21 protein-coding genes, 1 pseudogene and 1 riboswitch are annotated in these 22,598 nt (G+C 70.9%); of the genes and pseudogenes, 11 read left to right on the top strand and 11 right to left on the bottom strand.

The genetic code is table 11. The annotated features are described in order from the left end of the window. The first annotated feature begins 5 nt into the window (after window positions 1–5). The 3 genes from ACFTWP_RS32760 to ACFTWP_RS32750 all read left to right on the top strand — a co-directional run bounded on the left by ACFTWP_RS32760 (window position 6) and on the right by ACFTWP_RS32750 (window position 3,881). Window positions 6–755: a carbohydrate ABC transporter permease gene (locus tag ACFTWP_RS32760; RefSeq protein ID WP_380268620.1), complete on the top strand. Its 750-nt coding sequence runs from the start codon at window positions 6–8 to the stop codon at window positions 753–755. Window positions 756–781: 26 nt separating this feature from the next. Beyond that, on the top strand, window positions 782–2,299 hold the full coding sequence (locus ACFTWP_RS32755) for a beta-N-acetylhexosaminidase (protein ID WP_380268605.1): 1,518 nt from the start codon (window positions 782–784) through the stop codon (window positions 2,297–2,299). Window positions 2,300–2,408: 109 nt separating this feature from the next. Further along, window positions 2,409–3,881, top strand: a complete 1,473-nt coding sequence (locus ACFTWP_RS32750) for a cellulose binding domain-containing protein (protein WP_380268604.1) — start codon at window positions 2,409–2,411, stop codon at window positions 3,879–3,881. Window positions 3,882–4,143: 262 nt separating this feature from the next. On the opposite strand, the gene ACFTWP_RS32745 is transcribed toward ACFTWP_RS32750, so the two are convergent. From ACFTWP_RS32745 to ACFTWP_RS32705, 9 genes and pseudogenes are all read right to left on the bottom strand, one after another. Further along, window positions 4,144–4,710, bottom strand: a complete 567-nt coding sequence (locus ACFTWP_RS32745; protein WP_380268619.1) for an IS3 family transposase — start codon at window positions 4,708–4,710, stop codon at window positions 4,144–4,146. A gap of 10 nt (window positions 4,711–4,720) precedes the next feature. Beyond that, on the bottom strand, window positions 4,721–4,879 hold the full coding sequence (locus ACFTWP_RS32740) for a hypothetical protein (protein ID WP_380268603.1): 159 nt from the start codon (window positions 4,877–4,879) through the stop codon (window positions 4,721–4,723). 352 nt (window positions 4,880–5,231) lie between these two features. Then, complete coding sequence (locus ACFTWP_RS32735; RefSeq protein WP_380268618.1) at window positions 5,232–5,672, bottom strand: RICIN domain-containing protein; 441 nt, start codon at window positions 5,670–5,672, stop codon at window positions 5,232–5,234. A 30-nt stretch (window positions 5,673–5,702) separates the two neighbouring features. Continuing rightward, window positions 5,703–6,890, bottom strand: a pseudogene (locus ACFTWP_RS32730) (glycoside hydrolase family 64 protein); the annotation flags it as partial. A gap of 839 nt (window positions 6,891–7,729) precedes the next feature. Then, complete coding sequence (locus ACFTWP_RS32725; RefSeq protein ID WP_380268602.1) at window positions 7,730–8,710, bottom strand: hypothetical protein; 981 nt, start codon at window positions 8,708–8,710, stop codon at window positions 7,730–7,732. Window positions 8,711–8,810: 100 nt separating this feature from the next. Then, complete coding sequence (locus ACFTWP_RS32720; protein ID WP_380268601.1) at window positions 8,811–9,131, bottom strand: hypothetical protein; 321 nt, start codon at window positions 9,129–9,131, stop codon at window positions 8,811–8,813. 7 nt (window positions 9,132–9,138) lie between these two features. Further along, window positions 9,139–9,297, bottom strand: a complete 159-nt coding sequence (locus ACFTWP_RS32715; RefSeq protein WP_380268600.1) for a hypothetical protein — start codon at window positions 9,295–9,297, stop codon at window positions 9,139–9,141. A 292-nt stretch (window positions 9,298–9,589) separates the two neighbouring features. Continuing rightward, the gene (locus ACFTWP_RS32710; RefSeq protein WP_380268599.1) at window positions 9,590–9,838 is read right to left on the bottom strand and encodes a hypothetical protein; all 249 of its coding nucleotides are present in this window, start codon (window positions 9,836–9,838) and stop codon (window positions 9,590–9,592) included. 260 nt (window positions 9,839–10,098) lie between these two features. After that, window positions 10,099–11,073, bottom strand: a complete 975-nt coding sequence (locus ACFTWP_RS32705; protein WP_380268598.1) for a LuxR C-terminal-related transcriptional regulator — start codon at window positions 11,071–11,073, stop codon at window positions 10,099–10,101. A 169-nt stretch (window positions 11,074–11,242) separates the two neighbouring features. Between ACFTWP_RS32705 and ACFTWP_RS32700 the strand changes: the two genes are divergently transcribed. Further along, window positions 11,243–11,827, top strand: a complete 585-nt coding sequence (locus ACFTWP_RS32700) for a TetR/AcrR family transcriptional regulator (RefSeq protein ID WP_380268597.1) — start codon at window positions 11,243–11,245, stop codon at window positions 11,825–11,827. Between the two features lie 404 nt (window positions 11,828–12,231). Here the strand turns inward: ACFTWP_RS32700 and ACFTWP_RS32695 are convergent, their stop codons facing one another. Further along, a complete protein-coding gene (locus ACFTWP_RS32695) occupies window positions 12,232–12,948 on the bottom strand; it encodes a tetratricopeptide repeat protein (protein ID WP_380268596.1) in 717 nt (238 codons plus the stop codon). Window positions 12,949–13,090: 142 nt separating this feature from the next. Between ACFTWP_RS32695 and ACFTWP_RS32690 the strand changes: the two genes are divergently transcribed. From ACFTWP_RS32690 to ACFTWP_RS32665, 6 genes are all read left to right on the top strand, one after another. Further along, window positions 13,091–13,651 carry a hypothetical protein gene (locus tag ACFTWP_RS32690; protein WP_380268595.1) on the top strand — a complete coding sequence of 187 codons (561 nt, stop codon included), beginning with the start codon at window positions 13,091–13,093 and terminating at the stop codon, window positions 13,649–13,651. A 478-nt stretch (window positions 13,652–14,129) separates the two neighbouring features. After that, window positions 14,130–15,053, top strand: coding sequence for a Gfo/Idh/MocA family protein (locus ACFTWP_RS32685; RefSeq protein WP_380268594.1), 924 nt, complete (start codon window positions 14,130–14,132; stop codon window positions 15,051–15,053). A 204-nt stretch (window positions 15,054–15,257) separates the two neighbouring features. Next, a riboswitch (SAM riboswitch) is annotated at window positions 15,258–15,368 on the top strand. A 226-nt stretch (window positions 15,369–15,594) separates the two neighbouring features. Further along, window positions 15,595–17,235 (top strand): ABC transporter substrate-binding protein, encoded by a 1,641-nt coding sequence (locus ACFTWP_RS32680; RefSeq protein ID WP_380268593.1) that lies wholly within the window; start codon window positions 15,595–15,597, stop codon window positions 17,233–17,235. After that, entirely contained in the window at window positions 17,232–18,311 is a 1,080-nt protein-coding gene (locus tag ACFTWP_RS32675; protein WP_380268592.1) for an ABC transporter permease, read from the top strand. The genes ACFTWP_RS32680 and ACFTWP_RS32675 overlap by 4 nt, the downstream gene beginning before the upstream one ends. After that, window positions 18,312–19,334, top strand: coding sequence for an ABC transporter permease (locus ACFTWP_RS32670; protein WP_380268591.1), 1,023 nt, complete (start codon window positions 18,312–18,314; stop codon window positions 19,332–19,334). Next, a complete protein-coding gene (locus ACFTWP_RS32665; protein ID WP_380268590.1) occupies window positions 19,327–21,042 on the top strand; it encodes a dipeptide ABC transporter ATP-binding protein in 1,716 nt (571 codons plus the stop codon). The genes ACFTWP_RS32670 and ACFTWP_RS32665 overlap by 8 nt, the downstream gene beginning before the upstream one ends. 115 nt (window positions 21,043–21,157) lie before the next feature. Here ACFTWP_RS32665 and ACFTWP_RS32660 read toward each other — a convergent pair whose 3' ends face one another. Further along, complete coding sequence (locus ACFTWP_RS32660) at window positions 21,158–21,484, bottom strand: YkvA family protein (RefSeq protein ID WP_380268589.1); 327 nt, start codon at window positions 21,482–21,484, stop codon at window positions 21,158–21,160. Between the two features lie 392 nt (window positions 21,485–21,876). On the opposite strand from ACFTWP_RS32660, the gene ACFTWP_RS32655 reads away from it, so the two are divergent. Then, a complete protein-coding gene (locus tag ACFTWP_RS32655) occupies window positions 21,877–22,395 on the top strand; it encodes a VanZ family protein (RefSeq protein WP_380268588.1) in 519 nt (172 codons plus the stop codon). Window positions 22,396–22,598 lie beyond the last annotated feature (203 nt).

The following is a 22,598-nucleotide window of genomic DNA, read 5'->3' as shown; positions in this document are numbered from 1 at the left end:
ACTGGATGGTGATCACCGCCTTCAAGCCGACCACCGAGATCCAGTCCGAAACCCCGACCTTCCTCCCGCTGCACCCCACCCTCGACCACTTCGCCACTGCCGTCTCCGCCCCCGGCTTCGGTACCTACTGGCGCAACAGCCTGTACGTCACCCTCGGCGCCGTCCTCCTCGCCCTGGTCGTCGCGCTGCTCGCCGCCTTCGCGGTGGGCCGGATGCGCTGGCGTGGACGCCGGGCTTTCATCCTGCTGGTGTTCATCGCCCAGATGGCCCCGTGGGAGGCGCTGCTGATCCCCATGTACGTGATCGCCCGCGACACCGACATGCTCGACAGCCTCAGCATGCTCACCCTGGTCTACTTCATGACCACCCTGCCGTTCACCATCGTCACCCTGCGCGGCTTCCTCGCCGCCGTCCCCGCCGAGCTGGAGGAAGCCGCCCTGGTCGACGGCTGCACCAGGCCGCAGGCCTTCCGCCGGATCACCTTCCCGCTGCTCGCCCCGGGCCTCCTGTCCACCTCGCTGTTCGGGTTCATCACCGCCTGGAACGAGTTCGCGTTCGCCAACACCCTGATCATCAAGAACCAGGACGCCCGCACCCTGCCGGTCTGGCTCTCCTCCTTCGCCAACGTCTTCGGCACCGACTGGGGCGCCACCATGGCCGCCGCGAGCCTGTTCATGCTCCCTGTCCTGATCGTCTTCCTGTTCCTGCAGAACAAGGTCACCACCGGCATGACCGCCGGCGCCGTCAAGGGCTGAATTCGCCCCTCTCTGGAAAGAACACCATGATTCTGCCGACCCCGGTCGAGGTCGTCCCCGCTGCCGGACGCTTCGTGCTCACCGAGCGCACGGCCGTCCGCGCCCCCGGTGAGGCCACGTCCGTCGCCGACCTGCTGCGCACCCTGCTCGCCCCCGCCACCGGACTCCCGCTGCCCGACTCACCCGACGGCACCGTGGTCCTCGCCCTCGACCCCACCGTCGAAGGGGCCGAGGGCTACCGGCTGAGCGTCACCCCCGAACGGGTCCTGCTCACCGCCGCCCGCCCGGCCGGCCTGCGGCACGCGGTGCAGAGCCTGCGCCAACTCCTGCCGCCCGAGGCCCTACTGGACCACCGCGTCGAGGGCGTCGAATGGACGCTGCCCTGCGTGGAGATCGCCGACCGCCCCCGGCACCCCTGGCGCGGCGTCATGGTCGACGTCGCCCGGCACTTCCAGCCGCTCGACCTCCTGCTGCGCACCGTCGACCGGCTCGCCCTTCACAAACTCAACGTCCTGCACCTGCACCTCACCGACGATCAGGGCTGGCGGATGCCGGTCGACGCCTACCCCCTGCTCACCGAGGTCGGATCGGTCCGGGCCCGCTCGATGCTCGGTCAGGCCGGCTCCGACCGCTTCGACGACCTTCCGCACGGCGGCTCCTACACCAAGGCCGAACTGCGCCACCTGGTGGCGTACGCTGCCGAACGCGGCGTGCGGGTGGTGCCGGAGATCGAGATGCCCGGGCACGTTCGGGCCGCGCTCGCCGCCTACCCGCACCTCGGCAACCACCCCGAGCGGCAGCTGGACGTGTGGACCGAGTGGGGCGTCTGTGAGAACATTCTCGCCGTCCACGACGAGGTGCTGGACTTCTGCCGTACCGTGCTCGACGAGGTCATGGACGTCTTCCCGTCCCGGTACATCCACCTCGGCGGGGACGAGTGCCCCACCACCGAGTGGGAGACCAGCCCCGCCGCCATCGCCCGCGCCACCGAACTCGGCCTGACCACCCCGGCCCACCTGCACGGCTGGTTCCTCGGCCAGGTCGGCGCCCACCTGATGGCCAACGGCCGCCGCCCGATCTGCTGGGCCGAGTACCAGGGCGGCGGCGCGCTGCCGGTGGAGTTCACCGTGATGCCCTGGCGCGACGCCGACCACGGCCTGGACGCCGCCCGGTACGGCCACGACATCGTGATGGCGCCGCACCGCTCCACCTATCTCGACTACCCGCAGTCCGACGCCTCCGACGAGCCGCTCGGCCAGGCCAAGTTCGTCGTCGACCTGCCCACGGCGCACGCCAACGAGCCCGCCCCCGACCACTGGGGCGAGGCCGAACAGGCCAAGGTGCTCGGCACCCAGGCCCAGCTGTGGACCGAGTTCGTCACCACCGCCGAGCACTTCGACTACCTGGTCTACCCGCGGCTGTGCGCCATCGCCGACCGCGCGTGGAACCCGGCCAGCGACTACACCCGCGACTTCCTGCCCGCCCTCACCCGCCACCGTCCGCGGCTGGCCGCCCTCGGCGTCCACCACGCGCACCGGCCCTGAGACCGGGTGCCGACGGCATCGGCCGACGGCACCCTGCACCACCCTGCACCACAGGTCCCCGGCCCGTCGGCTCCAGCCGACGACGCCACCCCCACGGAAAGGGATTCACGTGTCCGCACGATCTCGCTCCAACTCCCGGCTCGGATCCGCCGTCGCGCTCGCCGCGGCAGCCGGTCTCGCCGCCGCGGTCCTGACGGTCGCACCGGCGTCCGCCGCGACCGACGCGGTCAGCGTCCAGTACCGCACCAGCGCCAGCGGTGCCACCGCCGACCAGTCCGAGCCGTGGCTGCAGGTCACCAACACCGGCAGCACCACCGTGCCGCTGAGCACCGTGACCCTGCGGTACTACTTCAAGTCCGACGGCCCGAACGTCACGTACCGCTTCGCCTGCTCCTGGGCGGTCAAGGGCTGCGCCAACATCACCGGCACCTTCGGCACGCTGGCCAACCCCACCGCCACCGCCGACCGCTACCTGGAGATCGGCTTCACCTCCGGCGCCGGCTCGCTCGCCCCCGGCCAGTCCACCGGCGACATACAGCTGCGCTTCTACCGCGCCGACTGGCAGACCCTCACCCAGTCCGACGACTACTCCTTCAGCGCCACCCAGACCTCCTACGCCGACGCTGCCAAGGTCACCGCGCAGGAGAACGGCACGCTGATCTGGGGCACCGCCCCGGCCGGCAACACCCCTTCGCCGTCGCCGACCCCGACCGGCCCCACCTCGTCCCCGTCGCCGACCGGCACGACCTCCACCCCGCCGGTCGACCCGAACGCCCCCGCGCTGTTCGACGACTTCTCCTACAACACCAGCTCCGACGCGGCGATCCAGCAGCACGGCTGGACCGTCAAGTCCGGCCAGGGCGGCCCCGGCGTCTCCGGTGCCACCTGGTCCCCGGCGGACGTCACCTTCCCCACCGTCGGCGGCAACAAGGTGCTCAACCTGCGCCTGACCACCGACGGCACGGCCTCCGGCACCAAGGAGACCGAGATCCAGACCACCGCGCGCAAGTTCAAGAACGGCACCTACGCGGCCCGGGTCAAGTTCGCCGACGCCCCCACCAGCGGTCCGGACGGTGACCACGTCAACCAGACGTTCTTCACCTTCACCCCGCTCAACGCCCCGATGGACCCGAACTACAGCGAGCAGGACTTCGAGTACCTGCCCAACGGTGGTTGGGGCGAGCAGGGCAACATCATGTACGAGACCTCCTGGGAAACGTACAACCCGGACCCGTGGAACGCCGTCAACGCCCACGGCCAGCAGCGGCAGTCCTACGACGGCTGGCACGACCTGCTCCTGACCGTCGACAACAACAGCATCACCTACTACATCGACGGCCAGGTCACCGCCACCCACGGCGAGCCCTACCTGCCCGAGACGCCGCAGTGGATCGACTTCAACCACTGGCTGATCGACCTCAACGGCCAGTACTCCAACACGCCGCGCTCGTACGACCAGCAGGTCGACTACGTCTACTTCGTCAAGGACCAGGTCCTCACCCCGGCCCAGGTCTCCGCGAAGGTCGCCGGTTACCGCACCGCCGGCACCACCTTCACCGACACCGTCCCCGCCACCGGCTGACCGCACGAAAGTCCGTCCGCCGGCCGCCCGATGGGCGGCCGGCGTACGGCCACGGGGGCTCGGGACGCGAGCTCGCGAACAGCCTGTCCGCGATGACGTTTCCCCTGGGACAACGGGACGGGAAGACGTCGTCGCGCCTATCCGCATGAACTCGTAACACGATCATTGGCCGTGGGCGTGGGTCTGTACGGTGACCGGTGCATCTCCCGATCAAGGAAGAGCACCTGATGAGCGACGTGATCGCCCCTGTCCGAGTGGAGGATCACGCCGTCGGCCCGGCCACCGCGGGTCGCACCGCGGCCTCCAGAGCGTCGGCGACCAGCCGGGTGCGCACATGGTCGGCCATCGACCAGCCCACGAGCCGGCGCGAGTGCAGGTCGATGACGCTGGCCAGGTACATCCACGAGCCGCCGACCGGCAGATACGTGATGTCGCCGACCCACCGGACATCCGGCCTGCCCGCGGTGACGTCGCGTTCGATCCGGTACGGCGCCGGTGGCGCGTTCCTGCCCCGGACGGTAGTTCGGCAGCGTTTGCGCAGGTGACGGCCGATGATGCCGTGCTCGCGCATCAGCCGGGCTATCCGCGTACGGTTGACCACCTGCCCCTGGGCCCGCAGTTCCGCGTGCACCCTCGGCACCCCGTAGGCACCCCGCGTCTCCCGGTGGACCTCGCGGATCTCACCCACCGACGCGGCCTCGGCCGCCGCCCGGTCGGCACGCGCCCGAGTGCCGGCCTGCCAGGCGTGGTAACCGGAGCGGGCGATGCCCGGGACTCGTACAACCGCTGGACGCCGAACTCGGCCCGGCGGGTGGAGACGAAGTCCCAGCGGCGGGCCCTCACTTCATCTCCCGCGCGAAATTCGCGGCCGCCCGGTACAGGATCTCCTTCTCGACCTGCCACTCGCACTCGGCCTTGCGAAGCCGCGCGAGCTCGGCCCGCTCGCCGTTGTTCAGCGCCGGCGCGGGCGCCGCTGTCTCGGCGTCGGCGGCCCGCACCCGGTTCCGCAGGGTCTCGTGGTTGACCCCGATCTCTTCGCGACCGCCGCGAACGTGCGTCCGCCGCCCGAGGCTCCGTACAACGCGACAGCATCACGCCCGAACTCGTCCGAATACTTCGACGGACGTCCGATCTGGACTTCCCTTCCTGGACCTACACGATCCAAGTGTCAGGGTGTCCACGTCGCGGGGCAAAGCTGAGTGCCGACCTGTCCCGCCAACGGCATCGTCCGCATGTGGTGGTGGCGAACGCGGCAGACGCTGGGCGGGACAGGCGGCAGGCGGTACGACCGTCACTGTGACGATCGCAGGAGGGGTGAGGTCTCCGCTCGCGCTGACCCCGGCAGGGTGCTCAGCCGGCGGCCAGCTGGAACGACTGGTTGGTCCCGCCGTTGCACGTCCACTGCTCCACGAGGGTGCCGTCCGCGGTCGAGGCGCCCGTGATGTCCAGGCACTTGCCGCTGTTGCGGGAGACGAAGTGATAGCGGCCGTTGGGCTCCGCCACCGGCAGCCACTGCTGGTTGGCGCCGCCGTTCCGGGCCCAGGTGTCCAGGGCGGTGCCGTCGGCGCCCGAGCCGGCTGGGACGTCGATGACCTGCTGTCCGGCCGCGGAGTTGCGGTTGGTGATCACGTAGTAGCCACTGTCGGTGGGGCTGAACTGCCACTGCTGGTTGGCCTGACCGCCGCAGGTCCACTGGAGCAGCGCGGTCCCGTTCGCCGTCCCGGCGCCGGAGGCGTCCACGCACTTGTTCGAGTTGGAGTTGACCAGCTTGTACCAGGCCGAGGTGTTCACCGGCCCGGAGGGACCGGTGCCCCCGCCTCCGCTCAGCGGGTCGAGCGTGATGGACGCCGACTGCGGGTTGCCGTCGTGGACCAGCGACTCGTGGTTGCCGACGTCGTCGAACGCGAAGGCGTAGGCGTTGCCGTCGGCCATCTGCGCGTGCAGGGCCCGGGCGTAGTGGTTGGTGACCGCGTCCTGGTAGAAGCCCGCGGCACTGCTGTCGGGCTGGTTGGGGTTGGTGAGCAGCGTCGAGCGGTTGTAACCGGCGCACAGCGTGCGGGAGATCGGGCCGCGAACCAGGTCGTTGGGGGCGTCCAGGAGCTTGTAGCAGCCGAAGATGCTGTCCGAGTCGGGCTTCTGGAAGGAGGTGACGACCGCGCCGGAGCTGTTGGTGAAGTTCATGACGTTGCCTGAGACCCGTCCGAAGTACTTCGTGTTCGGCTGGTCGGTGAAGGGTGTGACCGTCAGGGTCGAGCTGCTGTACTTCGACCACACGCGGTTGACGTAGTCGTCCATCACGCTGGGTGCCAGCGCGCCGGACTCGATGCCGTGGCCGGGGTTGACGGCGCGCAGCACCGTGCCGTCCGAGCGCGTCTGGATGAGGCCGGCCCATCCGCCGGGCTGGTTCCTCAGGGTGTTGAAGAAGGCGTCGTAGCCGCCGGTCTTCAACTGGCCCGTGGACTTGGTGCTCCCGTCCCCGCCCTTGACGCCGACGGTGTACGGGAGCGAGAACATGTCGACCTGGGTGCTGTTGATCCACAGCCCGGAGTCGTTGAGGGTGTACTCGGTCCAGTCGAACAGGATGTTGTGGTTCGGATCGCTCGGGTTCTGCACGGCGGGCTGCACGAGCCCCCCGGTGGTCAGGCTGAAGACCAGCTTCTGACCGAAGGAGAAGTAGATGCGGCCGGAGAACTTCGGGATCCGGATCGTGGCGCTCTGACCGTTCGCCGGCCCGGCGATCGACGCGTCCGGCGCCGGGGTCGGCGGGTTGCCGCCGGCCGGCCAGGCGTGGAAGGTGCCGCTGCCGTCGGCCCAGCCCTGACGGCCCGAGGACAGCTGGGTGCCCAGGTCGTAGATGTACAGCGGCTCGCTGCGCCCGGAGTTGTTCGTGAAGGTCAGCGGGATCGTGTCGGGTACCGCGGCGTGGGCTGCCGGTGCGGTGGCGAGCACCGTCAGTCCTGCTGCGGTGGTGGCTGCGGCGAGGAACGAAGCCAAGGTTCTGCGTGCCATGAGCACGTGTCTCTCCTCCTGGGTGGGGGATGAACTGCTGGGTGCGGGCATGCCGAGGCGGGCCGGCCAGGGGGTGTTGCCGGCGTCGTCGGTGGGAGTGCATGCTTCCCGGCACTGCGGGGCCCGGAAAGGACTAGACCTTTGTGAGAGCGCTCTCAAGAATTGCCGGACCGGTTCGGATCTGTCAACGCTTTCGACTTGATCGACTCTTCCGGGGCCGCCCGAACGGTCCGCGATGCACGACTGACCCTCGGAAACCTCCCGAACTGTGCTTCCCCATCGCCTGGTTGAGCCGCGACGATGTGTGCGGCTCCGACCCGGCCGACTGTGGAGCCGCACCCTCGTTGCTTCCGGGGCCGCCTGCCCGGGCGCCCCGCCGCAGTACTCCGGCGGCCCGTCGCCGGGAGCATGTTCTGCCGCCCGCGCGGGCGCCGGCCCGCTGGGCGCGTCTGCGCATGCCGCCCGGTGTTCACCGTCGCGTGCCCGAGATCCGGGGGTTGAATTCCCTTGAATTGCCGAAGGTAGGCGGACTGCCAGTCCGAAGTTCGAAAGACGTCTCTCCCGGGATCTGAAAAATACTCCGATCCTCACCGTCGCCGTACTCTCCGATTTCTCTTCATTTGCGGCGAACCTTCCCGGTCAGAGCACTGGCGCCAAGGGGGATCGCGCCATCAGGTCGACGCCGGCGGGTTCGGCCTCCCGGTGGACTGCGCGGGTGCGCCTGAACTGCGGCGCCCGTGCCCGCAATCGAATATCCGGGCCGGGCCGGTTCGGTGGGATGCACGAGCGGCGCCGCAAGGAACCGGGTTCCTTGCGGCGCCGTTGGGGAGTCGGACGGGTCAGCGGGGCTGGCCCCAGTCGAGGCGGGTGTTGCTGCCGTCGTCGTTGCGGAGCTGGAACTGGGCGGTGGAGGGGCGGAAGATGCCGACGTTGCCGGCGGCGTTGCCGTTGCCGCCGTCCCAGTTGGCGGAGACGGGGATGTCGCCGGCCTGGCCCCAGGCGATCTTGGTGAGGGTGCCGTTGTCCATGCGGAGGTGGAATTCGCCGGTGGAGGGGCGCCAGATGCCGATGTTGGCGGGGCCGCCGTCCCAGTTGCCGGAGACGGGGATGTCGCCGTACTGGCCCCAGGCGATCTTGGTGATGCCGCCGTCGTCGTTGCGCAGGTGGAACTCGCCGGTCGACGGGCGCCAGACGCCCACGTTGTCCGCCGCGCCGCCGTCCCAGTTGCCGGCCACCGGGTAGTCACCCGCCAGCCATGCGGCGTCGACGATGTTGTTGTAGCGCAGGCCGAAGTACCCGCTGGAGCTGTACCCCGAGATGGTGCCGGAGCCCTTGGTCATGTTGTCGTCGGAGTTCGCTTCGGAGATGTAAGCGAACTGTCCGCTGGACTTGTCGATCCAGTGGTCGAAGAGGATGACGTGGCCGGTCCTCGGGATGATGTTGTCGTGGGGGTCGTTGTCGAGGGCGTCTCCGGGCTGAAGGTCGGCCAGCGCGACCCGGGTGGTCAGCGACCGTACATCCAGGGAGTCCGTGTTTTCGCTGTTGCTCAGGTGCCAGGCCATGGAGATGAATCCGGAGCAGTCCTGGCGGTAGTTCTTGCCGCCGAGGTCGGTGGTCCAGGCACTCTGGTTGTACGGGATGTGGCGGTTGTACCAGTCGTTTGCTCGGTTGAGCACCTCGTCGCGGCTGATCGGGCCGTCCACCGAGGAGGCGGCGTGTGCCGTGCCGGTGGTGAAGGCCGCTCCGGCGATCACGCCGGAGGCGGCGATGGCGGTGGCGATGGCGGTGCGGGTCAGCTTGGCGAGCTTGGAGGAAGGCATGGCGGAGCTCCTTGGGTGTGAGTGCGTGTGCGAGAAGGCCTCGGCATGGCGAGGCGCGTGAAGTGCGGGAAGGCGCGGCGTCCTTGCGGGCGGCGCGGGTTCAGCGCCGGGCGCGGATGGAGGCCGCCGGTGGGGCGGGTGGCAGGTAGCGCCGGCGGAGGAGCGGCGAGGCCTGGTGGCAACGGGCGAGCAGGGCTGCCGCGCGCTGCAGGGCGGTGGGGGCCGCGAGGTCGGGCGGGGTGCGGCTGAGCAGGTAGAGCAGGAGATCGACCCGGTCGGGCTCGATGCTTGCGCTGGCGTGTTCGAGGCCGTCGTGGTGGGCTGCGTGGGCCCAGAGGGCGTCGATGATCTCGGCCGCCTCGCCGGCCCCGTACGGCGCGGTGGTTCCGCGGCGCATCAGGCTGGCGTAGACGATGTCCATCCCGTGGTCAGCCCCAGGTGAGATTGTCGGACGAGACCGTGGGGGTGGATGCCGAGACGGTGGCGGTGGGCGTGGTGTCGGCCGTCGCGGCGGCGGCGGGAACGAGGGTCGCGGACAGGGCGAGGGCGGCGACCGCGATGGCCTGGGCGATGCGGGTGCGGGTCATGGCGACATTCCTTCGGTGCTGTGGGACGGCTGTGGTGGTCTTCGCCGGTGTCGCGTCCCGCGGTTGACGCATTGTCCGGCTTCCGTTCGGGGTTGCTCCCTCCCGGTGATCACTAGCTTGCTCGCCCGTCACTCGAGTCGGAAGGTCTTCCCGCTGGCGCCAACTCGCCTGGCGCCATCACGACAGCCGGTCATGGACATGCGACCACTCGAAGTGTTCCGATTCATCCGTTTTTGGATGCGCCGATGCCCTCCGACCGGTGTGGTCGGAGGGCATCTTCCGGGTCGTGAGGTCAGGCCAGGACGGAGGGCTTGAGGGTCTGCGCGCACCACTGCTCGAACGTGGTGGGCGAGGGTGGTGTCCGGGGTGCGGGCGGCACCGGCGTCGAGTCCCCGCCCTTGGCGCCCTTCATCTCGACGATGCCCCGGACGAACTCCTCGTTGAGGCAGTAGCCGACGGGGGTGGCCGCACAGCTCGGCCGGCCCGCTCGCAGCGGACGGGCCGGCCGAGCTGTGCGGTTGGTTGGAGGCGGGACCGGCATTGCGGGACGGCCACATCGACCTGGCGCTCGGATCCATCGACCATGTGGACCCCGAGACCCAGGTCGAGGAGTAGGTCGGCCTCCGCATGGTCGCGGCCGGCCGGTCCGGGAAGTCGCACACCGCGGCGGGCGCGGTCCACCTCGAGTGGGCATTGGCCGGTGGCGGGCGGTGCCGCGGGTCGGCGAAGGCGGACGGCCGCGGTGTCGACCGGCGGACGTCCTCCAGTCGTCGCTGCGGTGCGTGCGGGTGTCCGGCGCGGTCAGAGCCACCCCTTCTGGGCCGCCTTGATGCCTGCTTCGAAGCGGCTGGCGGCGTCGAGGCGTTCCATGATGGAGGACATGAGGCGGCTGACGGTCCGGGAGGAGATGCCGAGCCGCTGGCCGGCGGCGTCGTCGGTCAGTCCGGTGCCGAGCAGGCGGAGCAGTTCGCGTTCGATCCCGGTGAGGCCGGTGGTGGGATCGCCGGGGCCCGATGCGCCGAGGGGGACGGCGGTGGACCAGGCCTGTTCGAAGAGGTCCAGGAGGGCACCGAGGATGCCGGGTTCGGTGACGTGCAAGGCGCCCTTGCGGGTGTCGGCCGGGTCGATGGGCACCAGTGCCTGGGCTCGGTCGACGACCACGAGGCGCTGGGGTATGACGGGGGCGGTACGGACCTCGCTGCCCAGGCCGAGCAGCCAGTGGGCGTACGCGGTGGTGTGCGTGTCGTTGCGGACGGCGTCCTGGTAGAGGGACTTGATGGTCACGCCCCGCGCGATCGCCGCGGCGTTGGCGGGGCGCCCCGCGGCGAGGTCCTCCGGCCTCATGCCGGGACCGGGGTGGACGCCGAGGATCTCGCCGCCGGCGGCGTGACCCATCTGCTCCAGGCGGGACTGGATCGCGTCCATGCCGAGGAGGCGCTCGCCGTGTCCGGAGTGCCGGTCGGCCCGGTCGGCGACAATCCGGGTGACCGCTGCCCGCGAAGCCGCCAACGCGGCCTGCCGGGAAGCCAGTTCGGCCTCCTGGCGGGCGAGCATGTCGGCGAGGCCGATCTCGGGGCTGACCGCGCGCATCTGTCCGGGGTGCTCGCTGGACGGGTGGACGAGCAGGAAGGAGGCGAGTTCGTCGAGGCAGTCGCGGACCCGGGACGGTGTGAGACCGGTGGCGGACGCCAGTCCTTCGACGCCCTGGCCGGGGCGGTCGAGCATCGCCTGGTAGATGGTGCCCGCGGTGGCGGTCAGACCCAACGTTTCCAGCACGATGCCATCCCCCATCGGAAATATCCGCCCCCCGGCGGCGATCCGCGACGTCTCGTCTCGGGCCATATGGTTCACGGCCCGTTGGATCTTGTCAAGACGATACGGAACGTCTCGCCTTACAGGTGCTGGACGACCGGATTCCATGACGACTCGTGGAATTATTCGGGTCATGACCCCTGCTCCGAACCCGGAACTGCGCAACCAGCGCTCCCACCGCGCGATCCTCGACGCCGCCCTCGAACTCGCCCTGCGCGACGGCTACGCAAAGGTCACCGTCGAGGGCATCGCCCAGGCTGCCGGGGTCGGGAAACAGACCATCTACCGCTGGTGGCCGAGCAGGGCCGCGGTCGTCCTCGAAGCGCTCAACGCCCGCACCGGGCCGGCCTCCCAGGTGCCCGACACGGGTGACGTCGAGGCCGACATCACAGCCACCGCGCAGGCCGTCGTCCGCCTGCTCGGCACGGACCTCGGGACCGTCTGGCGCGGCCTGGTCGCCGACGCGCAGGGCGACCCCCGCCTCGCCGAGGAACTGCGCCGGACCTACTTCGAACCCCGGATGGCGCGCTGGCAGGAGCGCCTCGAAACGGCCGTCGCGGCCGGCGAACTGCGTACTGACGTCCCCACCCGCACCATCGTCGAACTGCTCTTCGGCCCGGTCTACTACCGGCTCCTCATCATGGGACCCGACACCCTCGACCCGGAGAACACCGCCGCCCGCGTCGACTACCTGCTCAACGGGGTCAGGAAGCGCTGACCCTCGGCCGGGGCGCGACCGGCGGAGGCGCAGGTCAAGGGAGAACCAGCCGGTCCGCTGCCCGACCCCGTCCGCGACGGCTGGCCCGGGCTCGGTGTCGCCGATTCGTCGGCCGGGGTCGCCCGGGTGCTCCGGGCCCACGGTGCGGACATCTCCCGGGCCGCTGCCCTGCCGGGGTGTGGCTGACGGTCGGCCACCGGGTCCGGGAGGTGCGAGCGACGCCCGACCGGGAGCGCGGCGACTGGCCCGCGGCCATCGCCCGGCAGCACGGGAGCTGTCCCACGTGCCCCACGCCCTGGACGTCCAGACCGAGGAGACGGGGCACCTGGTGCCGGCGGTCGACGTGTTCCTGTGGCTCCTGGCCTGCAGTGGACCCGCCGTGCGATGCGCCGTGACGGGCCCGTTCAGTAGAAGTCATCCCGGTGGCGCATGGGATTGACGGCATCGCGGCGCTGCTGCTGGAGGTCGGCCGTCCGGGCTGCCTCGATCTCCCGCAGGTGCGCCTGACTCTGTAGGGTCATCATCGACCCCAGCGCGTGACGCCCGGTCAGCGGATTGTCCACACAGGAGCGGTACAGCGCGGCGGCCCGACCGGGGTCCTGGTAGAGGGTGCGGTAGAGCTCGGCCGCGCGGTACTGGGCGTACGGGTGCTCCCGTGCGGCCGCCGCCAGAAAATACTCCATCGCCTGCTCCGCGGGGGCACGGGTGAGGGGCAGCAGCCGCTCCAGGTACAGCTCCCCCAGGGTGAGCATGGCTTCTGGCTCGCCCAGTCCGGCCGCCACGCCGTACCAGCGGGCCGCCTCGTCGAGCGACTGCGCGATGCCCGCTTGGGGGCAGCCGCGGTGGTGGAGTACGGCGAGGTAGTAAGCGGCCCGCGGCGAATCCGGGCTCGCCCGCAACCGCTGCACCGCACTCGCATACCTCCCCTCCACGAAGTCGACGTGCCCCAGAAGCTCCACGGCGCCACTGTGACCGGCATCCGCAGCGGGTTCCAGGAAGAAGACAGCCGCCGCACGGTACTGCGCACCGTTCCAGCACTGCAGGCCGATCCGGTAGTACTCCTCGGCGGTCACAGGCTCGCGTCCGTCCACCGTGAAGTCGATCCCCTGCCACCGCACCACGGCACCGTCTCCCTCGTCCCGACCCACCGCGGCGGGGCGGCCACGGAACTGCGCCACTCGTCGGTTCCGGTGGCCGAGGTGGGTGTCTGCGGCTCATTGTGCCCCAGCACCGGGAAGGCCGAACCGACGGTGGAGCACTGCCATGGTGCCGGGCGTCGGGGTGGGCGGCCCTCTGGATCGCGGCCTGGCGGTGGAGCGCGGCCATGACCCCGGGGGAGAGGCTGATCCAGGCCCGGCCGGCCTCGGTCTTCGGCTTCCGGAGGTGAATCTTCCCGTTGTCGATCGCGGCGAGGGTCCAGCGGACGTAGAGCTTGCGGTCCATGAGGTGGACGTCCGACCAGTGCGGGGCGAGAACCTCACCGCGGCGCATGCCGGTGCCGAGCATGACCTCGAACAGGTCGGTCAGCTGGTCCGCGTACTGCTCTGCACCGTGCTGCAGGAAGGTCGCGGCCTGCTCGGGGGTCCGGCAGGTGCGCTCGGCTGCGCGGGGCTTGGGCGGCACGGAGTGCTTGGCCGGGTCGTAGCGCAGCCGCCACGACCGCACCGCAACGTTCAGCGCGTTGCGCAGGGTGGACACGGCCCGATGGACGGTGACACGCCCGCGCTGGGCCTTCAGCTGTGCGGTGACCCAGGCGCCGATGTGCTCCGGGCGCAGGCCGAGGGGCCGGAGGTGGCCGAAGGCGGGCAGGATGAGCGCGCATGAGCGCCGTGGGCGAAAACGGACGTCTATGTACGAAGCAAAAGCTGACGATGCCTCAGGTGCGAGGGGATCCGCAATTGGCGAGACGCGGATGACTCCTCTAATTCGCCTGCAAATAAGAGTGGTTGAGCAACAAAAAGTCGAGACGCTGAAATCTCGACTATCGGCAATAGTTGAACCCCTTAACTCGGGGGTCAAGGGGTCTTCGCTCCTGTGGGTCTCGATAACAGGTCGGCGTTCCAGGCTGGAGGAGAAGAGCTCAGTACGCATGATCGGACATCGCGCAGGCGAGCATGCCTGTCGATCGGCACTGTCGGTCGAGGTGTGGAGTCTGGTCGAGCGTCCCAGGGGGGTGGTCCGTGCGGTGCGGCGTGTCGGTGGTTGAGGATTTCTCGGCCCTCGGGTGGGGGCTCGGCGGCGGGGGATCTGTCCCGCATAGGGTGGGGCCAGTCGATGATCGTGCGCACCAATAGGAGACCCGATGAGCCCCACCCCTGCCCCCGACGCCCTGCTCCCGGTCGCGGTGATCGGTCTCGGGGACATCGCGCAGAAGGCCTACCTCCCGGTCCTCACCGCACTGCCCGGTCTGGACCTGCGGCTGATGACCCGTGACCGGGCGAAGCTCGACCGGATCGGCGACGCGTACCGTCTCGACCACCGCTACACGGACCTCGGCGACCTCATCGACAGCGGCGTGCGCGCCGCCTTCGTCCACGCGGCGACCGACCAGCACGTGCCGATCGTCGAGCGGCTGCTGACGGCGGGCATCGACGTGTACGTGGACAAGCCGCTCGATTACACCATCGCGGGTGCCCGGCACCTGGTGGACCTTGCGGAGAAGGCCGGCCGCTCCCTGATGGTGGGTTTCAACCGCCGTCATGCTCCCTCCTATGTCCAGGCGAAGGAGCGTCCGCGTGACCTGATCGTCCTGCAGAAGAATCGCGAGGGTCTGGCGGAGGCTCCTCGGTCGCTGGTCTATGACGATTTCATTCACGTGGTGGATTCCTTGCTGTTCCTGGTGCCGGGCGAGGTCGAGCACGTGGACGTCCGCTCGCGGGTCCGCGGCGGCCTGCTGGAGCATCTCGTCCTGACGCTCGCGGGCGACGGTTTCACCGCGCTCGGGATCATGAACCGGATGTCCGGTTCCACCGAGGAGATCCTGGAGGTCTCCGGCAGCGACTCGAAGCGCGAGGTCCACAACCTCGCCGAGGTCATCGACCACCGCGGCCAGCCCACGGTCCGCCGCCGGGGCGACTGGGTGTCCGTCGCCCGCCAGCGCGGCATCGAGCAGGTCGTGCTGACCTTCCTGGACGCCGTCCGGGCCGGCAAGACCCTCGATGCCCGCGACGCGCTGCGCACCCACGAGCTGTGCGAGCTGATCGTCGAGCGGATCGAGTCGGCCTGAGCCGGCGGCGGGCTCGGCCGGTCGGGGCAGCCCCGACCGGCCGAGCCCTGGCCGATCGCCGGCCGATGCGTGTCCGAAGGCGCCCCGAGGTCCCACGACCGGCCGGTGGAGCGGCCACCGGCCGGGGGCGGATGGGCGCCCGCCAAACAGGGTGCCGTGGACAGGCATTGACGCCGGGTTACCCGGTGATCTACGGTTCCAGCGCGCCACGAGTTCCGGTGTCCAAGCCCTGGCTGGCCGGACGGCAACCCCCCTGACGCGGCGGGGTGCTCCAGGTGAAGGCACGGCGGACATCCCGTTCCGCAAGCGCGATCGCAGCGGCCGCAGGGCCGGCTGCCAACACCAGGAGGTCGGTATGCGGCTGTTTCGCCGTCGCCACATCGACCTGTTGCTGGTCTCCAGCGCGCTCTGTCGTCACTGACCACCGTACGGCCCGACGGCCGGACGATCCCGGTGACCGACCTCTTCGCGACAGGCCACGCCCGACCCCGGGCCCCCGGCCTGCTCGCGTCCATCACGCGTGCTGGAGCAGCGAATTCCCATGTCTACTTTCACCGGCTCGGCCGGACAGTCCTTCCGTGTCCTCTCCCTCGGCACCGCGGTGCTGGTGGCCCTGACCGCCTGCACCAGCGCCCGGAGCGGGTCCGGCGACGGCGGCGGTTCGGCGAAGGCCCTCGTCATCGGGACCACCGACCAGGTGACCGGCCTCGACCCGGCGGGCTCCTGGGACGCGGGGTCGGGCACGATCGAGAGCGAGGTGTACGCGACCCTGCTCACCGCGAAGAACGGCTCCTCGGACGTGTCGCCGGACTTGGCGGCCGGCATCGCGCTGACCGACCCGACCACCTACACGGTCACCCTGAAGCCGGGCCTCAAGTTCGCCAACGGACACGAACTGACCTCCTCGGACGTCAAGTTCAGCTTCGACCGGCAGCTGAAGATCGCGGACAAGAACGGCCCCTCCTCGCTGCTGTACAACCTCCAGTCGGTGGCCGCGCCGGACCCGACCAAGGTCGTCTTCACCGTCAAGTCGGCCAACGACACGCTGTTCCCGCAGATCCTCTCCACCGCGGCCGGCTACATCGTGGACGAGGAGGTGTTCCCCGCGGACCGGATCCTGGAGGACGCGGCCGTCATCTCGGGCCAGCCCTGGAACGGTCCCTACGCGATCGGCAGCTACGACAAGAACTCGCTGGTCTCCTTCACCGCGAACAGCGCCTACCAGGGCCAACTGGGCACCCCGAAGACGAAGAACGTCCAGCTCAAGTACTACACGGACGCCAGCAACCTGAAGCTCGACGTCCAGCAGGGCACCATCGACGCGGTCTACCGCACGCTGCCCACCACCGACCTGCAGGACCTGTCCACCAAGCAGGGGATCGTGGTGCACACCGGCTCCGGCAACGGCATCCGGTTCATCGTCTTCAACCTCAAGACCCAGCCCTTCGGTTCGGCCACCCAGCAGGCCGACCCCGCCAAGGCGCTGGCGGTCCGCCAGGCCGTCGCGGACTCGGTCGACCGGGCCCAACTCGCCTCGCAGGTCTACAAGAACACCTTCCAGCCGCTCTACACCTCCGTCCCCGACGGCATCACCGGCGCCACCCCCGCCCTCAAGTCGATCTACGGCGACAAGCAGGGCGGCCCGGACAAGGCCGCGGCCGCGCAGCGGCTGGCGGCGGCCGGGGTGAGCACCCCGGTGGCCCTCAACCTGCAGTACAACACCGACCACTACGGCTCCTCCTCGGCGGACGAGTACGCGCTGGTCAAGACCCAGCTGGAGGCCACCGGCCTGTTCAAGGTGAACCTCCAGTCCACCGCCTGGGCCCAGTACGGCAAGGAGCGGGTCGCCGACCAGTACCCGCTCTACCAGCTCGGCTGGTACGCGGACTACCTGGACGCCGACAACTACCTCTCCTCCTTCTACGCCGACAACAACTGGGTCAACAACGGCTACAGCGACCCCGCGGTGCTGGCGCTGATCAAGCAGGAGGAGACCGAGACCGACCCGGGCAAGCGCACCGCGCTGATCAAGCAGGCGCAGGAGGCGACCGCCGCGGCGGTGCCGCTGGTGCCGCTGCTCCAGGGCTCCACCGCGATCGTCACCCGCAGCGGCGTCAGCGGCGTGCCGGACCAGCTCACCAGCGCGTACCAGTTCCGCTGGGCGGAGCTCGCGAAGAAGTGACCGTCCACACCCAGGACACCCCCGGCGCCGTCGGTTCGACCGGCGGCGCCGCCGGGTACGCCCTCACCCGCTACCTGATCGTCCGCTTCCTCCTCATAATCCCCACCGTCCTCGTCCTGGTCAGCCTCGTCTTCTTCCTGATGCGCGCCACCGGCGACCCGATCACCACCGCCTTCGGCGACCGGCTGACCCCGGACCAGCTGCACGCCAAACTGCACCAGGCGGGCTACGACCGGCCGCTGTTCACCCAGTACCTCGACTACCTGCGCGCCACCCTGACCGGTGACTTCGGCACCACGGCCACCGACAACCGGGCCGTGTCGGAGGTGCTGCGGAACTTCGGTGCGGCGACCGTCGAGCTGTCCTGCTACGCCCTGGTCGTCGCCCTGGTCGTCGGCCTGCCGCTGGGCATGATCGCCGCCTCCTACCGCGACCGCGCGCCCGACGTCGCCCTGCGGCTGTTCGCGATCCTCAACTACGCGACCCCGGTCTTCTTCCTCGGGCTGCTGCTGAAGCTGGTGTTCGCCATCTGGCTGGGCTGGTTCCCGGCCTCGGGCCGGGCGAGCATCGACGTCCAGCTCCAACTGCAGGACCAGACGAGCACCACCGGCGTGTACCTGGTCGACGCCCTCCGCAGCGGCGACGCGGGGGCCGTCACGGACGTGCTGAGCCACGCGGTGCTGCCCGGCCTCGCACTCGGGCTGCTGGTCGCCGGCGTGCTGCTCCGGCTGGTCCGGACGAACCTGATCGGCACCCTGTCCGCCGAGTACGTGGAGGCCGCCCGCTCCCGCGGGGTCGGCCGGCTCCGACTGGTGACCAGGCACGCCACCCGGCCGGCCCTGATCCCGGTCGTCACCGTGTTCGGTCTGCAGGTCGCCGGACTGCTCGGCGGGGCGGTGCTCACCGAGACCACCTTCGAATGGAAGGGCCTCGGCTACGAACTCGCCCACTACCTGACGGTCCGTGACTTCCCGGCCGTGCAGGGGATCGTGGCGCTCTTCGCCGTGGTCGTCGCGTTGACCAACTTCCTCGTCGACGTCGTCGCGGCGCTGATCGACCCCCGAGTGAGGTACTGAGTGGCGGACAACCTGCTCGTGCGGCCGGCCGCCGGGCCGCGCCGACGACGACTCCCGCTGCCCGGCGGGGCCCGCGGCAGCGTCGGGCTGCAGCGCGCGATGCTGCTGACCGGCGCCGCGCTGACCGGCCTCTTCCTCCTCGCGGCCCTCCTCGCCCCGCTGCTCGCACCCTACGGATACGCCCAACTGCGCAGCGGTACCGAGCTCTTCGGATCCCGGCAGCACCCGAGCGGCGAGCACCTGCTGGGTACCACCGTCGCCGGCTACGACGTCCTCTCCCGGACGCTCTGGGGCACCCGGACGGCGCTCGGCATCATCGTCGCGGCGCTGCTGCTGTCGGTGGTCGCCGGAGTCCTGCTCGGACTCGTCTCCGGGTACCTCGGCGGCCGGCTGGACCGGCTGCTGGTGGGGCTCGCCGACGCGATGTACGCCTTCCCCTCGCTGCTCCTGGCGATCGTCATGTCGATCGTGATCAGCGGCGGGCAGTCCAGCCTGTTCGGCGGCCTGGGTGCGGCGGCCTGCTCGGTCGCGGTGGCCTTCGTGCCGCAGTACTTCCGGGTGGTGCGGGCCGAGGTGGCCCGGGTGAAGGCCGAGCCGTTCGTCGAGGCCGCCCGGGTGATCGGCGCCGGCATGTGGCGGATCATGTTCCGGCACGTGCTGCGGAACTCGGTGCGCACCCTGCCGCTGATCCTCACCATCAACGCCTCGGAGGCCATCCTCACCCTGGCGGGCCTGGGATTCCTCGGCTTCGGGATCGAGCCCAACTCGGCCGCGGAGTGGGGCTACGACCTCAACCGCGCGGTGGCGGACGTCACTTCGGGGATCTGGTGGACCGCACTGCCACCCGGGCTCGGCATCGTCCTCACCGTGCTCGGGACGACACTGCTCGGCGAGAGCCTCACCGACCTGGCCGACCCCCGGCTGCGCCGCCGCCCCGGCCAGGGACGCACCCCCGCCCCGGCGGTACCGGCACAGGCGGCACCGGCACAGGTGGTACCGGACGGAGACCCCGGCAATGACTGACCTGCTGCGCATCGAGGACCTGCACATCTCCTTCAGCACCGACACCGGGTCGGCGCCCGCCGTCCGGGGTGTCGACCTGTCCGTGGCACCCGGCGAGGTGCTCGCCCTGGTCGGCGAGAGCGGCAGCGGCAAGACGGTGACCGCGAAGTCCGTCCTCGGCCTGCTGCCCGCCACCGCGTCCACCAGCGGCCGGGTACTCCTGGGGGACGGCCTGGCGGAGCCGACCGAGGACGTCCTGACCGCCTCGCCGGCCCGGCTGCGCGCCCTGCGCGGCTCGCATGCCGCCATGGTCTTCCAGGAGCCGTCCACCGCGTTGAACCCGGTGTTCACCATCGGCTGGCAGCTCGCCGAGGGGCTCCGGGCCCACGGGGTGCGGTCGAAGAGCGAGCGGCGGGCCCGGGCGATCGACATGCTCGGCCAGGTCGGCATACCCGAGCCGGCCGTCCGGGTCGACCACTACCCGCACCAGCTCTCCGGCGGCCAGAAGCAGCGCGCCGTCATCGCCATGGCCCTGGCCCTCGGCACCCGGCTGATCGTGGCCGACGAGCCGACCACCGCGCTGGACGTCACGGTGCAGGCCGAGATCCTCGAACTGCTGCACCGCTGCCGCACCGACTTCGGCACCGCCGTCCTGCTGATCACCCACAACATGGGCGTGGTCGCCGACCTGGCCGACCGGGTCGCGGTGATGAGTGACGGGCGCGTCGTCGAGGAGGCTCCGGTGCGCCGGCTCTTCGCCGCCCCGGCCCATTCCTACACCCGTGAACTACTGGCCGCCGTACCGGTCTTCGCCACCGCGACCGATTCGCTCCCGCGACCGTCGGCGGAGCCGGCCGTCGTGGCCGGAGCCGTCCCGGCGGGCACGCCCTCGGCGGAGCCCGTGGTCAGGGCCTCCGGGCTCACCGTCGACTACCCCGCGCGGCTGGGGAGCAAGGCCTTCCGGGCCGTCGACGGGGTCAGTTTCGAGATCCGCCCCGGCGAGGTGCTCGGCCTGGTGGGGGAGAGCGGATCCGGCAAGACGACGATCGGCCGGGCGGTGGCCGGCCTGGCCGGCGTCAGCTCGGGTGAACTGGACGTCCTCGGCGAGCCGCTGGCGTCCCGGGGCCGGCTGCGGCGGGCGCGCCGCTCCACGGCGGGCAGCCGGGCGGGGCAGATCGGCTTCGTCTTCCAGGACCCGGCGACCAGCTTCAACCCGCTGCTGACCATCGCCGACTGCGTCGGGGAGCCGCTGGCGGTCCACCGGCGCGACCTCGGCGGGCAGGCGATCCGGGCGGAGGTCGAGTCGCTGCTGGAGTCGGTCCAACTGCCGCGGGCGTACGCGGCCCGCCACCCGCACGAACTCAGCGGCGGCGAGCGCCAGCGCGCCAGCCTGGCCCGGGCGCTGGCCCTGCGCCCGCGCCTGGTGATCGCCGACGAGCCGACGTCGGCGCTGGACGTCTCGGTCCAGGCCAAGGTGCTGGAGCTGTTCCTGCGGTTGCAACGGGAGTTCGGCTTCGCCGCGCTGTTCATCAGCCACGACCTCGCGGTGGTCCAGCAGGTGGCGGACCGGGTCGCCGTGCTGCACCACGGACGGATCGTCGAGTCCGGCAGCACCGCGCAGGTCCTCGGCACGCCGACGGACGAGTACACCCGGAGGCTGATCGCCTCGCTGCCGGTCCCCGACCCGGCGCGGCAGGCCCGCCGGGTGTGGAGCTCGGCCGACGCCTGAGCCCGTTGCCTGAGCCCGTTGCCGGAACCCGGGGCCGGAGCCCGTTGCGGAGTCCGGGGTGGCGAGCCACCCCGGACACGTTCGGCTCGCCCGCGGGCGCAGGCCGGTCGGCGGCTCAGGCGGCCGGCCGGTCCGTGGCGCCCTCGCCGTCCCCGCCCGCTCCGAGCACCCCCGCCTCCCGCGCGGCCTTGTGCAGCGAACGGAGGGCCACCAGCAGGAAGCCGATGTCGTCCAGCAGGACGGGATCCGGCAGCAGGTCGACCGGGCTGACCAGGTACACCAGGGATGCCCAGAACAGCACCTTGCTCGACATCGGGATCCCCGACGCCCCGAGCAGGCGGCGGGCACGCACCAGCTTCACCAGCAGCGTGATCGCCACCGCGAGGGTGGCCGCGATGACCACCCCGGCCACCACCAGCCAGAACACGTTCGTACCGTCCATGCCGGCCTCCTCTCGTCCGATCCTGAACCGAGCCCCGACCGGCCAGTATCCGCCACGCCGGGCCCTCCGTGCGTCGGCCTTCCCGACACTTCTGCTCCGGGTGTGCCCCCGATCGCGCTCCGTGCACGGGGAACCGCCGGATTTCCACGGTGGCCGCCCCGGACTTCCAGGCCCTGGGGGCGGCCGACGCCCGCAGGGCCGCGTGCTTGAGCCGCCGGTGTGCGGGTAGACGGCCGGGCCTGGGAGTCGGAGACCGGAGGGGTGTCATGATCAAGCAGGCTGTGGGCGCGGACGGCGCGAGAACCGGGGCGCAGGCGGCGGGGGCCGTGCGGGGGCCGGCCCCCGGCCGACGTCCGTGGCGCCGTCGTCGCCCCTCCGGGAGCGTCGTTCCGGTGCCCCCCGCACCCCGGCGCTCCTGGGGCTCCGCCGTCCTCAGGGCGCTCGCCCTGCTGGTGGCCTTCGCCGGGATGGTCGCCTTCGCGGCGGTGCTCGCCCGGATCACCCTGGTCTCCGTCCCCGGCGCCGTCGGCGAGGTGCACAGCAACGTCCGCCCGGGGGACTCGCTGCGCCACTACCTGCTGTACGCCACCACGGCGGACGCCCTGCGCCAGGTCGGCGGAAACGTCCTGCTCGGCCTGCCGTTCGGGGTGCTGCTGCCGGTGCTGCTGCCGCGGGCGCGCGGCCTGTTCGGCGTCCTGCTCCGGACCGCAGTGGTGATGCTGCTGGTCGAACTCGTCCAGGGCGCGCTGATCACCGGCCGGGCCTTCGACATCGACGACGTGCTCCTCAACACCACGGGTGCGCTGCTGGGTTACCTGCTGCTCGGCCGGCGGGCGGGGCGGGCCCTGCATCGGCGTCCGGCGGCGGCGGCCGACGTCCGGCCGGGCCCGGAGGGCGGCGGCGGGGCCTGACGGCTCCGGGGTCGTCTCCAGAGCCGGTCTGAACGCCGCCGCGCGGCGGGAACCGTCAGACCGGCTCTGGGCCGCCGGCCTGAACGCCGCCGCCGAACCGCCTCCACCGGACAGTCCGTACGGGTCCGGTGGTGGCCGGCCGCCGACTCCGCGGATTCGCAGGCCGGTTCCGAGGAGCGCAATCACCGTACGGACACTCACCA

It is taken from the genome of Kitasatospora sp. NPDC057015, from assembly GCF_042673745.1.
GTDB lineage: Bacteria > Actinomycetota > Actinomycetes > Streptomycetales > Streptomycetaceae > Kitasatospora.
The sequence above is the reverse complement of the archived record's forward strand: the minus strand, read 5'-3'. Positions and strand labels throughout refer to the sequence as shown.

Coding starts and splice junctions, on each gene's coding strand:
- ACFTWP_RS32760 (WP_380268620.1), top strand. CDS start 6: ATGGTGATCACCGCCTTCAAGCCGACCACCGAGATCCAGTCCGAAACC.
- ACFTWP_RS32755 (WP_380268605.1), top strand. CDS start 782: ATGATTCTGCCGACCCCGGTCGAGGTCGTCCCCGCTGCCGGACGCTTC.
- ACFTWP_RS32725 (WP_380268602.1), bottom strand. CDS start 8,710: ATGCCTTCCTCCAAGCTCGCCAAGCTGACCCGCACCGCCATCGCCACC.
- ACFTWP_RS32720 (WP_380268601.1), bottom strand. CDS start 9,131: ATGGACATCGTCTACGCCAGCCTGATGCGCCGCGGAACCACCGCGCCG.
- ACFTWP_RS32715 (WP_380268600.1), bottom strand. CDS start 9,297: ATGACCCGCACCCGCATCGCCCAGGCCATCGCGGTCGCCGCCCTCGCC.
- ACFTWP_RS32710 (WP_380268599.1), bottom strand. CDS start 9,838: ATGCCGGTCCCGCCTCCAACCAACCGCACAGCTCGGCCGGCCCGTCCG.
- ACFTWP_RS32700 (WP_380268597.1), top strand. CDS start 11,243: ATGACCCCTGCTCCGAACCCGGAACTGCGCAACCAGCGCTCCCACCGC.
- ACFTWP_RS32690 (WP_380268595.1), top strand. CDS start 13,091: ATGGTGCCGGGCGTCGGGGTGGGCGGCCCTCTGGATCGCGGCCTGGCG.
- ACFTWP_RS32685 (WP_380268594.1), top strand. CDS start 14,130: ATGAGCCCCACCCCTGCCCCCGACGCCCTGCTCCCGGTCGCGGTGATC.
- ACFTWP_RS32680 (WP_380268593.1), top strand. CDS start 15,595: ATGTCTACTTTCACCGGCTCGGCCGGACAGTCCTTCCGTGTCCTCTCC.
- ACFTWP_RS32665 (WP_380268590.1), top strand. CDS start 19,327: ATGACTGACCTGCTGCGCATCGAGGACCTGCACATCTCCTTCAGCACC.
- ACFTWP_RS32660 (WP_380268589.1), bottom strand. CDS start 21,484: ATGGACGGTACGAACGTGTTCTGGCTGGTGGTGGCCGGGGTGGTCATC.